Here is a 15,367-nt window from a genome sequence, read left to right on the forward strand (position 1 = left end):
GTTCCATACTTAAAACAAGCATAGTGCCACTCACTATTTCTTAGGCATCTCTAATTGCATTTCAGGAATCTCTTCTTTCTTAGGTCTTAACTTTAACTTACCTATCCCAAACCACATTGCCAAACCAATAAAAATAATCACAATATTGGCAACAGAAATCATAATCATTGTCTTAGTGCGTTTTTCCTCACGAAGTTCAAGCAGCCGCATTTCTTCCATTAGTTTCTGCTGTTTCATCCGTTCTTCTTCCTGAAGCCGGCGAGTTTCTGCAATATCAACCTCTTCTAAAACGCTATAAGTCTGATTTTTAACTGGGAACATAAGAGGTCGTCCAGAGGCTAATTCGGTAGCAAATGCTCGCCCGGACCAAGAGTAGTTTCCAATATCACCATTATATGGGATAGGTAATAAAACTCTCTCGGCGTCTTCCTTAGCACTCTCGGCGATAACCAGTTCTGAGCCATCAGGCGATTTGTGCTCTATTTGAGCGGCAATACTACCAGGTTCAATCATACCCTGCTCACCAGCCACTGCCACTGTGTGCTCTTTTCCTTCTACGCGGCTTTGGATAAAGGTAGTTTGTATTGGCGTTGGGTAAACTAACACTTCCTGTTCTTGTGCCCGGAGAAAAACGCCATTACCTGAGGTAATACGAACGCGGTATTTACCTGGGACTGGGGATATATTAAGTGAAACAGTAAACACCCCATCGCCAGCGACTTCATCTAGGCCCATACCGTCATCAGAGAAATCACCGATTTTATAAGCTATCGGTCTTGCCTCTTTGATCAGTGAAGCTTCATTTTCAATATATTTGGTGAAAGTCACCAGAAGATTGACTCGATCAAGAAAATCTCTCATGACTAAGGGTTGATCATCTGACTTCAGCTGCGCAGAAAATTTAATTTGCTCCCCCTGAAACAGTCGAGTAGGCATTTTATCCGTGATGAGCTCTAGGTGTGAAATCAAAATGATTTTATTTTTGGGTGTGATCTTACCAATTGCCTGCCATGGACCTGCCATTGGGTTATTAATAGAAATAATGTCCATTGAAGGCTCTTGGTACCAACGCACATTTTCTGGTTTTCGAAAAGCGTAATACTTTTTACCATCCGGACGTACGAGGACTACGGGCTTAGAACGCTCAGCTCTGTAAATTACAAAAGTAATCTGTTCAATAGTAGAATCAACTCGAAAACGATTATCAAGTAAAGACATTGAAGATTCCTCTGCACCAGCAAATATACTGACTAATAAGCCAAGTAAGACCAACAAAACCTTCAACATTTCTTCTCCTACTGACGCCAGAGGCAGCTACCGCTTGTCTCCACTATGTCTAATCGTTCATTATGTGCTTTTAATTCATCGGCCGTTGCAGCGATAACCTTTAGCGATTTTCGTCCACTAGACACTCGTTTTATTGACTCCCCTCCCAACTCCCCTTCTGCTGAGTAACTTGAGCTAAACTGCAACGATGTCTGACCACCTGTCATTAATAAGTATACATCAGACAAAATTTCAGCATCAAGCAAGGCGCCATGGAGCGTACGGTGCGAGTTGTCTATACCATATCGGTCACATAATATATCGAGGTTATTACGCTTACCTGGGAAGATTTTCTTCGCCATCGCAAGTGTATCTGTCACTCGACAATAATCATGTGTTTTGCCAATGCTGGGATCTAACATTGAAAATTCGTGATCCATAAAACCCGTATCGAAAGACGCATTGTGTGCGACTAACTCTGCCCCGCGAATGAATTCTAAGAATTCCTCGTGTACATCACGGTATTCGGGCTTATCAACAAGAAATTCATCCGTGATACCATGCACTTCTATCGCATCTGGCTGAATAGCGCGATCAGGCTTAAGATATACATGGAAATGACGCCCTGTGAGCTTGCGGTTGATTATCTCAACGGCTCCGATTTCAATAATACGGTGACCTTGATAATGGGGGCCACCTTCTCGATTCATACCCGTGGTTTCGGTATCGAGAACGACAATGCGATTGTGATTGGAATTGTTGCTGGTATTCATAACAAATTTTGTGTCAGACTATACAAATTCTACGCTTAACCCAATAGTATCAAATCATGACGAAACTGGTGGAAATTTTTACAGATGGATCTTGCTTAGGCAATCCAGGTCCAGGTGGCTATGGTATTGTAATGCGCTACAAACAAGTAGAAAAAACACTCAGCAATGGTTATACCCTCACTACCAATAACCGTATGGAAATGATGGCGACCATAGTTGCCCTGCAAACGCTCAAAGAACCCTGTGATGTCGTGCTGACAACCGATAGCCAATATGTACGCCAAGGTATCACCCAATGGATTCATAACTGGAAAAAACGTGACTGGAAAACCTCTGACAAGAAACCTGTTAAGAATTCAGACCTTTGGAAAGCTCTCGATAAAGAAAGCACACGCCACCAAATAGACTGGCGCTGGGTAAAAGGTCATGCTGGGCACAGAGAAAATGAAATGTGTGATGAATTAGCTCGGTCAGCGGCTGAAAATCCAACGGAAGAAGATACTGGCTACCAAGCGAGCTAAACCGTATTACTTATTGGATATTTTGTAGTTTATCCCAACTGGCGTCAGTTTACGTTTGAGCTTCCAGTGAGGTTTAATTAGTTTAAGCGGATAACTTCTTTTGCGTGCCACAATAAAATAGAGACTGCCTACTGGATTAGCCCAATCGCCTAAACTATTTTCTAGCCAAGTCCACATAGTGCGGTAGCTTTCCATTGGAAATAAAGCATATTGATCACAATCTATGACTTGGTAGTTAAGAATATTGAGCCAATCTCTAATTCTACTGGGAGTAAACATGCGTCCACTCCAAGGTAAATTATTTTTTCGCCAAGGCATTAGACTAGATAACCCTGTAAGGCTTATCGGGTTAAAGCCCGTAATTATGACGTAACCATCATCAATCATTACCCGGTCAACTTCTCGTAGCATTCGGTGAGGATCATTGCAGTAATCAAGTTGATGCGCTAATACAACTACATCAAAGCTTTTTTCAAGAAAAGGTAAGTTGAAGCTATCGGCAATCACATTATGCAAAGGGTTTTGAATATCGAGACGAACTTGATGTTGAATATTACAATTAAAGCTGGTTAACTCGCAGCTGAGGCCACCCAACTTAAGCATATGATAACCAAATAATTTTGGGCACCATTCATCGATACGGGTTTGTATTGACTCACTGACCCACTGGCCATTCTTAAGCTGAGACCATGAATGAGGCTTTTCAAGCTTCTTAAAACTTCGTGCTGGCTTCATACTTAACCTGCTTTACTCTTGGTAATCGGAGAAACAACCATGTTAGATATCAAAAGCATACCCGCATTCAATGATAATTACATCTGGCTGATTAAAAATAGCGATCAGCGTTGTGCTGTTGTTGACCCTGGAGATGCAAGTCCGGTAATAAAATACCTAAAGGAAAATAATCTAACTTTAGATGCGATTCTAATTACCCATCACCACAATGATCATATTGGCGGTGTACCAGAACTTGTAAGACGCTTCCCAGATATTGACGTCGTAGGACCAATTAATGAACCCGTACCAACCTTGACTCATGCGGTCGAAGTAGGTGAACAAATCGAACTATTTGGTGAAATTTTCTTGGTGCTAGGTTTAGAAGGCCACACCAAAGGGCATATTGGTTATGTAGGGGATGGTAAGCTTTTTTGTGGTGATGTGATGTTCTCAGCTGGATGCGGCAGAGTATTTGAAGGCACGATGACACAGATGCATAGCTCATTAGACAAACTGATGGCATTACCAGAAGAAACCGAGGTCTACTGCGCTCATGAATACACGGCTGGCAATATCGCATTTGCTTTAGCAGTTGAACCTGACAACCAAGCACTCCATCAATACCGTGATGAAGTCAATCGTCTTAGAGCTCAAAATAAACCCACACTACCAACCACGATTGGCAAAGAAAAACAAATCAATCCATTTGTCAGAACCGATCAACCTAGTATCATTCGCTCGGTGGCTAATCGAACGCCTCATACAAGTAGTTCACTGGCTATTTTTACTGCATTACGTGAATGGAAGAACGAATTTTGAGGTGTTGTAACTTGTCACCATCGTATTTAGACAAGTATTATCAGCAGCCAAAAAGAAAAAGGGTTGTGAAATGCAAGTAAAACACAGCTGGATATTAGCTCTACTACTGACTGGATGTCAGCTTACCCAGCAAACAGAGAACAAAGAATCACCTTCTAAAAATACCGAAACTCTGTCTGAGCTAACCTCAAACCACGCTACAAGAAATTTGAATAATGAGGGTAAGACTGTTGTATCACCTCAATCCCAAGAGGATCTATGGCAACGTATTGCCATGCAGCTCACCTTCTCTATCCCAGACGACAAAATGGTCAACTACTACCGTACTTGGTATTTAAAACACCCTGGCCACCTAAAAACTGTCTCTGAACGAGCACAACCTTTTTTATACCTAATCACCCAAAAAATCGAGCAACGAGATCTGCCACTGGAACTCGCACTGCTGCCGATAGTAGAAAGCTCATTTGACGCTTTTGCTTATTCTCATGGAAGCGCCGCAGGTTTGTGGCAGTTTGTACCAGACACAGGGAAGTATTACGGCCTAAAACAAAATTATTGGTATGATGGACGCCGAGATGTTGCAGCTTCAACAGACGCAGCTTTAGATTATCTCACCGCACTCAACGCTCGTTTCGATGGTAACTGGGATCATGCTATTGCAGCTTACAACAGTGGTGGTGGACGAGTATCTAGTGCGATTAGAAAAAACCAAAGGTTAGGCAAGCCTATCGATTTTTTTTCGCTTGACCTACCAGAAGAAACTAGCGGGTATGTTCCAAAATTATTGGCTCTAGCAGACATCATCGCCAATCAAGACAAATATGACATTGATATCCCGCCAATCGCCAACAGACCTATGGTCGAGATCTTTGATCCCCAAGAACAGCTTGATCTAGCTATTGCTGCTCGCTATGCCGGTATCAGTGTCAAACAAGTACAAAGTTTAAACCCTGCCTATAATCAATGGGCTACAGCCCCTACAGGCCCACACCAATTACTTCTGCCAGTAAATACTATCGAAATATTTAAAAAGAACATCGCCGAAAATCGCGGAAAAGGCATGAGATTAGTGCGATATAAAGTAAAATCAGGGGATAGCCTTAGTGAGATTGCCAATCAATATAATACGACAACTCTCGTAATTAAAAAATCTAACGACTTAACCAATGATTCGATCAAAATCGGGCAATTTTTAATGGTTCCCACATCCACCAAAGATGACAATGCCTACACACTAAGTGCGAGTAATAGATTAGCCAGAGCTCAAGAAAAATCACGAGGACAATACAAGCTCACTCATATTGTACGCTCTGGAGATAGCCTATGGAGTATCGCTCGTGCAAATAAAATTTCTCATCAGTCTCTTGCTAAATGGAACAGTATCGGTCCCAAAGACACCTTACGCGTGGGACAAAACTTAGTGATCTGGAAGAATACTTCAGATGGAGCTGTGATTCGAACCGTCTTTTACAGTGTTAAGAATGGCGACACTATCAGCGCCATCGCTAATAAGTTTAGGGTCAAGTCGAATGATATTGTTAAATGGAATAGACTAAGTAAACAGAAGTACTTACAGCCAGGTCAAAAGCTCAAATTATACGTAGATGTCACCAAAGTCAGTGTTTAAACTTTTGACTCATGATGAGAATTGGACTTATGGTGAAGATTGAGGCGTATCAGAGTTTATTAACTCAAAAAAAACTTCGATAGGGTTATGATCAGAAGCATCTGATGATGATGCTTCTGCTCTTAGCAAATTTAACCCTCGATAAAATACATGATCCAGAGCATACCCAGTAACAAACTGACTGCGATTATCTGGAAAATAGTCGACTTCCTTGAGGCCTAACTTATTAAGAGCTTGCTCGACAACAGCAACACGTGTCTCACTCCAACTGTTAAAGTCACCAGCGACAATAACAGGACCACGATGCGGTTCAATTAGATCTGTCAGTGTTTCAAGTTGCCTTTTATACTCGCGAGTTCCATAGGTAAAATTCACAGCATGGATATTAATCACAGCTATTAGCTCGCCATTTGAAAGATGATAATTAGTATAAAGTGCTGACTTGGGTAAACGAAGCCAAGGCTCTAACTCGGTAAAAGCACAAGCTTTTTGTGGTACAGCTTTCGATAAGTTAAGCACCCCGACACTGGTATTAAAAATCTCAAATGCATCAACTTGATAAGCATTCCACTGTTGCGATTTTAGCCAACTTTTTAGCTCCGAGGTAAAACTAGATTCTTGTAACAGTACTAATTGCTTATTTTGGGTATAAAATTGTAAACTTTGCTGCCAATTGTCTTTATTTTGCTTATAAATATTCCATACTAATAAATTCAATTGGCCTCTATCGTCAAGTGTACTTTCCGATAAATTCTCGACGCAATGTGGAGAAAATGCTTCACCTGACGGTGATATTAAGGCAATTTGTGGCTGATTGGGTAGAAAAAAGACCGTATTGAATCCTATAAACCCACCCAACACTACGGTCAATAGACCATATAGAAGCCACTTACTTTTCATTCAACTCTCCACCAGCGATAACCCGCCAGAAAATAAGTTCTAAATAGCCTCTTCATCCTCTTCACCGGTCCGTATGCGCACTATACGTTCGATGTCAGTGATGAAAATTTTGCCGTCACCAATTTTACCCGTTTGAGCCGTGTCGATTATAGTATCAACACATTGTTCGGCAACATCATCAGTCACCACGATCTCAAGTTTTACTTTAGGCAAAAAGTCGACCATGTATTCGGCACCACGATATAATTCTGTATGTCCTTTTTGACGACCAAACCCCTTCACTTCTGAGACTGTCATGCCTGTTATACCAACTTCTGCGAGAGCTTCTCGAACATCATCCAATTTAAACGGTTTAATAATGGCTTCTATTTTTTTCATGCTCATCCCTTAATCTTCAAAAGCGGTTACATTATCCCATGGTCAACAAACAATAAAAAGCCCAAGTAACTCAAGTCTACTCACCTTATTATATGTTTTCTTACCTAAAATACAGGCGTACACAAATAAAAAGTGAATAACCCTTATTACTCGGACCAATAATTAGTTTAGGTCAGTCTACTTTAAACTTGAGTAATACGCCGCTATGTTAGCTATATCAGCATCACTTAACATGGCCGCTTGAGCCTGCATCACTACCGCTAAGCCACCATTACGCTGCTTAGCTTTATATGCATTAATTGATGAAATAATATACTGCTCATTCTGTCCTTTAAGATTTGGATAGCCGGGGATAACAGCAATTCCATCCGCGCCATGACAAGCAGCACAGACTGCCGACTTAGTTTTACCAGCAGCGATATCACCAGCAGCAATGGCTGATCCAGTGATTAAACTCACTCCAATAAAGATTCCAGTTACCATTTTATTCATTGCGCTTCCTTATTATATTCACTATTTTCATGTGATTTTATGTAAACAATATTTACACATCTGGTACGGATTTATCCCAAACAAGTTCACAATCTCGGCCAACAAAGTCAGAATCAATAAAGACTCCAGCGACAGCAACCACTTGATCACCACACATAAGAATCGGCACCCTACGCCTCATCCAACTCGGTATGCCATATTCTTGAAATAGTTTTTTTAGTTTTCGACTATGGCCACGTTCTGAAGGTGTCGCACTTAAACCTTGTGGCTGAAAAATAACTCTAAGAGGAGCACTAGAAAGCGCTACTTTAGATAATGCTCCAGTATCGCTATGTTGTAACTTCAATGCCCCTAAATTTTCGGGTAAGGCTAATACAACATCAAATTGGATGTCATGCTGCCAATATGATAAATCTCGCCATTGTTTAACTAAATAAAGTCGACCATCAAAACGACGAACCTGTCCATCTGGTAAAGATATAATCGGATTGGCATCATCTCGACTCAGTGCAACCTCAGTCCAAATTTTAATCAGCACATCACGATTTGGCATCTTAGCTTGCTGGCTGCCAAACCACATTCTTAAAATTCGACTTCGCATTAGTGGTGACATGCTTGATAATAGAGAAATCTCTATACTTCCATCTTGATACAAAGCATTGTTTAAATGCTCATATAAAAGCTCATCCAGCAATGCTTCTTGTTCAGCACAAAGCTCCGTACTGCGTTGTACAGATTGAGTGAAATAAGGCCAACGTTCATTTAAAATGGGGAGAATTTGGTGGCGGAGAAAGTTGCGTTCAAAGCGAGTATCTTGATTACTTTCATCCTCTACCCAGAGTAGGTTATATTGGTGTGCATAATGCTCTATATCCGCTCTGCTCGCATCTAACATAGGACGAACTAACTTAGCATTACCATAGGAAAGGTATTTGGCCATCGAGGACAACCCCTTAGGGCCACTACCGCGCTTTAACGCCAGTAGGAACGTTTCCGCTTGATCATCTCTATGCTGACCAGTTAACAGCAGATCTCCACAGCTCAAGTGTGACTCTAGCGCCTGGTAGCGAGCTTCTCGTGCACTTTCTTCTACACTTTTGCCTCTTTGCTCTAGCCTGACTTGCTCCAAGTGAAAAGTAATGCCTTCTTCAAGGCACCACTGGCGACATTGCTCAGCCCATTGATCTGCATTAATACTCAAGCCATGGTGAACGTGCACTGCCAGACAAGTCTGGTGAAATTCATTTTGATACTTAGCCGCTAACGCAAGTAACACTCTAGAGTCAACCCCGCCACTCAGAGCAATGACCAGGCGACTGCTTGGCTGCGCGCATTGTTGAATCACCGACGAAAAATTCTGATATAAGTCCATAAAAAAACTGTTTTATTGCAAAAAGTCATGACCGCTAGTAAAGCACGTAGACCTTTTACTGAAAATTTCAGCTCAACAAGTCAATATACTCTAGTTTAACATCCCCAATAAAAAAGGCCGAACCCAAGTTCAGCCTTTTCTTTCAAACACAGAGTTAACAATAACCGTAACTCATTAGACGTTGGTAACGACGCTCAAGTAGCGAATTGTTATCAAATTGCTGTAGTTCGTTCAATTGTCTCAGCAAAGTCGCCTTCATGTTTGCAGCCATTTTGACATGGTCTCGATGCGCACCACCCAATGGCTCTTCAATAATTTCATCAATCAGTTCAAGTTCTTTCAAGCGTGGAGCGATAAGACCCATAGCTTCAGCAGCTTGAGGAGCTTTATCTGAATCTCTCCATAAGATTGAGGCACAACCTTCAGGTGAAATAACAGAATAAGTAGAATACTGCAGCATATTTACGTAGTCACCCACACCAATAGCCAGTGCACCACCTGAACCACCTTCACCCACGATATTACAAATTACAGGAACTTTAAGACCAGACATAACTTTCAAGTTTTTCGCAATGGCTTCAGACTGTCCGCGCTCTTCTGCTCCTACACCTGGGTAAGCACCAGCAGTATCAATAAAAGTAATGATAGGCATATTGAAGCGTTCCGCCGTTTCCATTAAACGAAGTGCTTTACGATACCCTTCTGGCTTTGGCATTCCAAAATTACGTTTCACTTTCTCTTTAGTTTCACGGCCTTTTTGGTGACCAATAATCATTACTGGACGACCATCTAAACGCGCCATACCACCGACGATAGCTTTATCATCAGCATAAGCACGATCGCCAGCCAACTCTTCAAATTCAGTAAATACATGCTCAATATAATTCAGCGTATACGGACGTAAAGGGTGACGAGCTAACTGAGCAGTTTCCCATGCACCAAGATCACTGAAAGTTTTCTTTTTGAGCTCTAAGCTTTTCTTTTCTAACTGCTCTATCTCTTTTTCCAGATCAACACCAGTACCTCCACCATGGCGAGAAACACTTCTAAGTGCTTCAATCTTGGCTTCTAATTCAGCAATAGGCTTTTCAAATTCTAAAAAGTTCAGGCTCATCTATAGATCCTTTCTCATTCGGCATGGTTTGCCGAACTTAGTTAAATTCGAGTTCTACTTGGTTTTTACCAAGCAGCTGTTTCAAATTGTCTATTAATTCATCACTTGGCGTCACGCGCCATTCCGTACCTAACGTCAAGCAAGCTCTTGCATCGCTGCGTTGGTAATATATATCGACAGGAACACTTCCTGCCTTATAAGGCTCTAATATGTTACTAAAGCGCTCAAAAAATTGCTCGTCGATTTGAGACTCTTCCATAAATATCGACAGTCCTCGTGCATATTTTTCACGCGCTGCACCAAGATCCATGATCTCACGCGCTGTCATTTTAAGACCACCATTGAAATCATCAAAGCTGACCTGTCCTGAAACAACCAAAATTCTGTCTTGCTCAAGCAGCTCAGCGTAACGTTCAAGCGCATCAGAAAACAGCATAACTTCCATACGGCCACTTCGATCATCGAGAGTCATAAGACCAATACGACTACCACGTTTTGTCGTCATGACTCTGGCTGCTATGACTAAACCAGCAATTGTGACACTTTGATCTCGCCTGGTAGGCGTCGCGTCTTTCAATCGACAACTGGTATACTTACCTAGTTCCTTTATGTAAGCGTTAACTGGATGCCCGGTTAAATAGAGTCCTAGTGTATCACGTTCTCCCTCTAGCCAAATTTTTTCTGGCCAAGCTGGCACCTTGGTGTATTTGTGCTCAACTTCTTCAGGGGCCTGGGTAAGCACACCAAACAAATCACTCTGTCCAAAAGCTTCTGCCTGATGATATTGGCTTGCTGCTTTTACAGCATCGTCTAATGATGCCATCATGGCTGCGCGATGCGGCCCAAGCCTATCAAGTGCGCCAGCATAAATTAGCTTTTCGATAACACGCTTATTGACTTTTTTAAGATCTATTCTGGCACAAAAATCAAATAGATCTTTAAAGTAACCACCTTTATTACGAGCTTCAAGAATGACTTCGATTGGTCCTTCTCCAACTCCTTTAATTGCTCCAATGCCGTAAACAATCGCACCATCTTCATCTACATTAAACCGATACAGTCCCGAATTAATATCTGGCGGCAACACTTTAAGCTTCATTCGTATGCATTCATCGACCAGGCCAACCACTTTCTCGGTATTATCCATATCAGCCGTCATCACAGCAGCCATAAACTCTGCTGGATAGTGCTTTTTCAACCAAAGTGTTTGATAAGAAACCAAAGCATAAGCTGCTGAGTGAGACTTATTAAACCCATAACCTGCAAATTTCTCCACTAAATCGAAGATTTTCATCGCAAGTTCGCCATCTACGCCATTTTTAAGGGCACCATCTTCAAATACAGCACGTTGCTTAGCCATTTCTTCAGGCTTTTTCTTACCCATAGCACGGCGCAGCATATCAGCTCCGCCTAAAGTATACCCTGCTAATATCTGAGCAATCTGCATGACTTGTTCTTGGTATAAGATAATGCCATACGTCGGATCCAGTGTTTCTTTAAGTGATTCGTGCTGCCAAGTTTCATCTGGATAAGAGATAGCCTCTCGACCATGCTTTCTGTCAATGAAGTTGTCCACCATTCCCGATTGAAGCGGTCCGGGTCGAAACAAAGCCACTAAGGCGATAATATCTTCAAAACAGTCTGGCTTAAGGCGTTTAATCAGCTCTTTCATTCCGCGAGATTCAAGCTGGAATACCGCTGTAGTTTCAGCATTTTGCAGTAGCTGAAAAGACGCATCATCATCAAGAGGAATGGACTCAATTCGAATTGGTCTCTCGCCTTGCTTTTCACGCCTAGGGTTAATTAAACCAAGTGCCCAATCAATAATGGTAAGCGTACGTAAACCAAGGAAATCAAACTTTACTAAACCTGCAGTTTCTACATCATTTTTATCAAATTGAGTAACTGGAAAGTGGCCTTCTGCATCTGCATAAATAGGAGCAAAATCTGTAATGGTTGTAGGGGAGATAACAACCCCTCCCGCATGCTTACCAGCATTACGTGTACAACCTTCGAGGATACGGCACATATCAATAAGTTCTTTCACCTCCTCGTCGGCTTCATAAAGCTCGGCCAATGCAGGTTCAGCTTTAAACGCCTTTTCCAGTGTCATTCCTGGGTCTGGAGGTACCATTTTTGAAATGCGATCAACAAAACCAAATGGGTGTCCCAATACACGCCCAACGTCACGAATAACAGCTTTTGCAGCCATAGTACCAAAAGTGATAATCTGAGATACCGCATCCCTGCCATACATTTCAGCTACGTGATCAATAACTTGATCGCGTTTATCCATACAAAAGTCGACATCAAAGTCGGGCATGGAGATACGTTCTGGGTTTAGAAAACGCTCAAATAATAAATCATATGCTAAGGGATCAAGATCGGTAATTTTAAGTGCGTAAGCAACTAAAGATCCAGCACCAGATCCTCGGCCTGGTCCAACAGGGATATCATTGTCTTTAGACCATTGAATGAACTCCATAACGATCAAGAAGTAACCTGGGAAACCCATATTATTAATTACTTCAAGCTCTATTTTTAGCCGTTCATCATATTCAGGGCGACGTTTTAATCGCACATTCTCATCAGGAAAAAGAAACTCTAGCCGCTCTTCTAAACCCTTTTGTGATTTCTTAACCAGAAACTCTGTTTCTGCCATGCCATCTGTTGGGAAAGCAGGTAAGAAATACTCCCCTAAACGCACAGTTACATTACAGCGCTTGGCAATTTCAACACTATTTTCTAACGCTTCTGGAATATCGGCAAAAAGATCGCACATTTCTTTTTCACTGCGCAAGTATTGCTGAGCACTATAGTTCTTAGGCCGCCGCGGATCATCTAGTGTGTAACCGTCGTGAATAGCAACACGAATTTCATGAGCTTCAAAGGTCGATTCATTTAAAATCACGACATCATTAGTTGCGACCACAGGAAGTTGCACAAGCTCAGCAAAATCAAGAGCAAAATGCAGATAAGTCTCTTCATCTGCTCGGCCCGTACGGGTTAACTCAAGAAAAAAGCGTTCAGGAAAATGCTGACGATAAAAATCAGCGCAGTGCTGAGCAACCCTTCTATTTCCTTTTAATAAAGCTTTACCAATCTCACCACTGACCCCACCTGATAAAATTATCAGCCCTGAAGAGAACTCCACCAACCAGTCTTTATCAATCACAACTTGGTGCTGAACATGTCCGCGTAGATAGGCTTTGGATATAAGAAGAGTTAGGTTTTTATAACCTTGATTATCAGATGCTAGAATAGTTAACCGAGTTAGCTCTTCTCCAAATTGCGCTGATTGCATAACAAAATCAGCACCAATTATCGGTTTAACGCCACACCCATGAGCGGTTGTGTAAAACTTCACCAAGCCGCATAAATTGGTAAAATCTGTCAGTGCCACAGCTGGCATTCCCATTTTTGCAACTTCTTTAACCAAAGGAGGAACCTTAGAAAGGCCATCAATCATGGAAAAATCACTATGGACTCTGAGGTGAATAAATTTAGGATCTGACATGAATATTCCAAAAATTATGCTGCGAATATGGGTGTGCAAGGGTATTTTACGTGATATAACGTTTTAGATATACCCTAGCCAACTAGGGTATTGGTAAGATCTAAACCAAACCCAAGGCTTTCTTTACTGGTTTAAAACTTCTACGGTGCTGTTCGATGACACCATATTTCTCAATAGCCTCAAAATGCGCCTTAGTCGGATACCCCTTATGTTTTGCAAAACCAAACTCAGGGTGAAGCTTATCGAGTTCTTCCATTTCCTGATCACGAATTACCTTGGCAATAATTGATGCGGCACTAATTTCAGCAACACGCATATCACCTTTCACAACAGCTTGAGCATCCATAACCAGCTGTGGTACACGGTTTCCATCAATCAAAGCTAAATCAGGTATAACATTCAAACTTTCTATCGCTCTTTGCATCGCAATCATAGTTGCGTTGAGAATATTATACTGGTCTATTTCATCATGGGAGCAACGCCCAACAGCCCAAGACAAAGATTTATCCAAAATTTCAGGGAAAAGTGCCAAGCGTTTCTTTTCTGTCAATTTTTTTGAATCATTTAAACCCCCAATAGGTTGATTCGGGTCAAGGATAACAGCTGCAGTAACTACATCACCAACTAAAGGCCCTCGACCTACTTCGTCAACACCAGCAATAACTTGGTAACCAGCAGGATATTCAAATTGAGATAGATTTTTATTTTTCTCAATCATTATTACAACCTACTAATTTTAATACCGCATCAGCCGCTTGGGTATCTGCATCCTTACGGATCCAATCATGCATTTGAGCAAATTTTTCTATCATTTTTTCACCATGAACAGTGAATAATTTCTCCACCTCTGCCTCAAGGGCTTCTGGAGTACAGGCTTCTTGAAGTAACTCTGTCACTAGTTCTTCATCTGCAAGAATATTAGGCAAGGAAACATATTTAGTTTTAATCATACACCTGGCAAGAAAGGCGGTAAAACCATTAACACGGTATCCAACAACCATAGGCCGTTTAAGTAACATACATTCAAGTGCAACAGTTCCAGAAGCAAGCATTACAGCATCTGACGCCGTAATCACATTACGAGCGGTGTCGTTGACCAGTCTAAATTCCAGCTCAGGAGCAAGATTGTGCCATGCTTGCTCAAATTGCTCTCGACGCTTTTCATTGACTAAAGCCACAACAAAACCTAACTCGGGATGTTTTTTGTGCAGTCGTTTACAAGTCTCAATAAAAGGCTCAGCAAGCATCTTAAGTTCATTACCCCTGCTTCCAGGTAACACGGCAAGCCACTTTTTATCTTGTTCAAGCTTCAGAAGTTCACGAGCTGGTGCCTTTGGTGATTCAAGCGGGATGGCATCAGCCAAAGTATGTCCGATAAATTTACATGGAACTTGGTACTTATCGTAAAAGTCTTTTTCAAATGGTAAAAATGCCAACACTAAATTAGTGGCTGCTTCAATTTTAAAAATGCGTTTTTGACGCCAAGCCCAAACTGAAGGGCTAACATAATGAACAGTTTTGATACCCGCATTTTTTAAATCAAGTTCCAGTCGTAGATTAAAGTCAGGAGCATCGATACCGACAAACACATCAGGTGGATTCTTAGTAAAATAACGCACCAGCTCAGTTTTTACCTTAATCAACCGTGGTAGTCGTCCAAGTACTTCAACTAAGCCCATCACCGCAAGCTCTTCCATGTCAAATAAGGATTCACAACCTTGTGACATCATCTTTGGCCCACCAATACCAACAAATTCAGCATTGGGGTGGTCTTTCTTAATCGCCTTGATCAAGCCTTCGCCCAACGTATCTCCTGAAAGCTCTCCGGCAACAATGCCAATACGCAGTGGTTTTTCCATTACTGAATTACC

At 41.6% G+C, this 15,367-nt stretch carries 14 protein-coding genes; 3 read left to right on the forward strand and 11 right to left on the reverse strand.

Features of this window, described 5'->3' with window-relative positions; all coding sequences use genetic code 11:
- Positions 1–33: 33 nt before the first annotated feature.
- Positions 34–1,287, reverse strand: a complete 1,254-nt coding sequence (locus tag OCV27_RS11445) for a TIGR03503 family protein (RefSeq protein WP_125320549.1) — start codon at positions 1,285–1,287, stop codon at positions 34–36.
- 8 nt (positions 1,288–1,295) lie between these two features.
- A complete protein-coding gene (gene dnaQ / locus OCV27_RS11450) occupies positions 1,296–2,039 on the reverse strand; it encodes a DNA polymerase III subunit epsilon (protein WP_125320548.1) in 744 nt (247 codons plus the stop codon).
- Positions 2,040–2,095: 56 nt separating this feature from the next.
- Here dnaQ and rnhA point away from each other — a divergent pair, with 56 nt between their 5' ends.
- Positions 2,096–2,560 carry a ribonuclease HI gene (rnhA, locus tag OCV27_RS11455; RefSeq protein WP_125320547.1) on the forward strand — a complete coding sequence of 155 codons (465 nt, stop codon included), beginning with the start codon at positions 2,096–2,098 and terminating at the stop codon, positions 2,558–2,560.
- 6 nt (positions 2,561–2,566) lie between these two features.
- Here rnhA and OCV27_RS11460 read toward each other — a convergent pair whose 3' ends face one another.
- Entirely contained in the window at positions 2,567–3,295 is a 729-nt protein-coding gene (locus tag OCV27_RS11460) for a class I SAM-dependent methyltransferase (RefSeq protein ID WP_125320546.1), read from the reverse strand.
- 39 nt (positions 3,296–3,334) lie between these two features.
- On the opposite strand from OCV27_RS11460, the gene gloB reads away from it, so the two are divergent.
- Both gloB and OCV27_RS11470 read left to right on the forward strand, forming a co-directional pair.
- Complete coding sequence (gloB, locus tag OCV27_RS11465) at positions 3,335–4,096, forward strand: hydroxyacylglutathione hydrolase (RefSeq protein WP_125320545.1); 762 nt, start codon at positions 3,335–3,337, stop codon at positions 4,094–4,096.
- Between the two features lie 70 nt (positions 4,097–4,166).
- The gene (locus OCV27_RS11470; protein ID WP_125320544.1) at positions 4,167–5,723 is read left to right on the forward strand and encodes a LysM peptidoglycan-binding domain-containing protein; all 1,557 of its coding nucleotides are present in this window, start codon (positions 4,167–4,169) and stop codon (positions 5,721–5,723) included.
- 27 nt (positions 5,724–5,750) lie between these two features.
- Here OCV27_RS11470 and OCV27_RS11475 read toward each other — a convergent pair whose 3' ends face one another.
- The 8 genes from OCV27_RS11475 to lpxB form a co-directional block, all read right to left on the reverse strand.
- A complete protein-coding gene (locus OCV27_RS11475) occupies positions 5,751–6,623 on the reverse strand; it encodes an endonuclease/exonuclease/phosphatase family protein (protein ID WP_125320543.1) in 873 nt (290 codons plus the stop codon).
- A gap of 39 nt (positions 6,624–6,662) precedes the next feature.
- Entirely contained in the window at positions 6,663–7,001 is a 339-nt protein-coding gene (glnB, locus tag OCV27_RS11480; RefSeq protein WP_171362027.1) for a nitrogen regulatory protein P-II, read from the reverse strand.
- Between the two features lie 177 nt (positions 7,002–7,178).
- Positions 7,179–7,484: a c-type cytochrome gene (locus OCV27_RS11485; RefSeq protein WP_420919487.1), complete on the reverse strand. Its 306-nt coding sequence runs from the start codon at positions 7,482–7,484 to the stop codon at positions 7,179–7,181.
- A 61-nt stretch (positions 7,485–7,545) separates the two neighbouring features.
- Complete coding sequence (gene tilS / locus OCV27_RS11490; protein WP_125320540.1) at positions 7,546–8,865, reverse strand: tRNA lysidine(34) synthetase TilS; 1,320 nt, start codon at positions 8,863–8,865, stop codon at positions 7,546–7,548.
- Positions 8,866–9,019: 154 nt separating this feature from the next.
- Complete coding sequence (accA, locus tag OCV27_RS11495) at positions 9,020–9,979, reverse strand: acetyl-CoA carboxylase carboxyl transferase subunit alpha (protein ID WP_125320539.1); 960 nt, start codon at positions 9,977–9,979, stop codon at positions 9,020–9,022.
- Between the two features lie 37 nt (positions 9,980–10,016).
- Entirely contained in the window at positions 10,017–13,496 is a 3,480-nt protein-coding gene (gene dnaE, locus OCV27_RS11500; RefSeq protein ID WP_125320538.1) for a DNA polymerase III subunit alpha, read from the reverse strand.
- A 100-nt stretch (positions 13,497–13,596) separates the two neighbouring features.
- Positions 13,597–14,214 (reverse strand): ribonuclease HII, encoded by a 618-nt coding sequence (gene rnhB, locus OCV27_RS11505; protein ID WP_125320537.1) that lies wholly within the window; start codon positions 14,212–14,214, stop codon positions 13,597–13,599.
- Complete coding sequence (gene lpxB / locus OCV27_RS11510; protein ID WP_125320536.1) at positions 14,207–15,355, reverse strand: lipid-A-disaccharide synthase; 1,149 nt, start codon at positions 15,353–15,355, stop codon at positions 14,207–14,209. Before lpxB ends, rnhB begins: the two co-directional genes overlap by 8 nt.
- Positions 15,356–15,367: the final 12 nt, after the last annotated feature.

Source organism: Vibrio pectenicida, assembly GCA_024347015.1.
Taxonomy (GTDB): domain Bacteria; phylum Pseudomonadota; class Gammaproteobacteria; order Enterobacterales; family Vibrionaceae; genus Vibrio; species Vibrio pectenicida.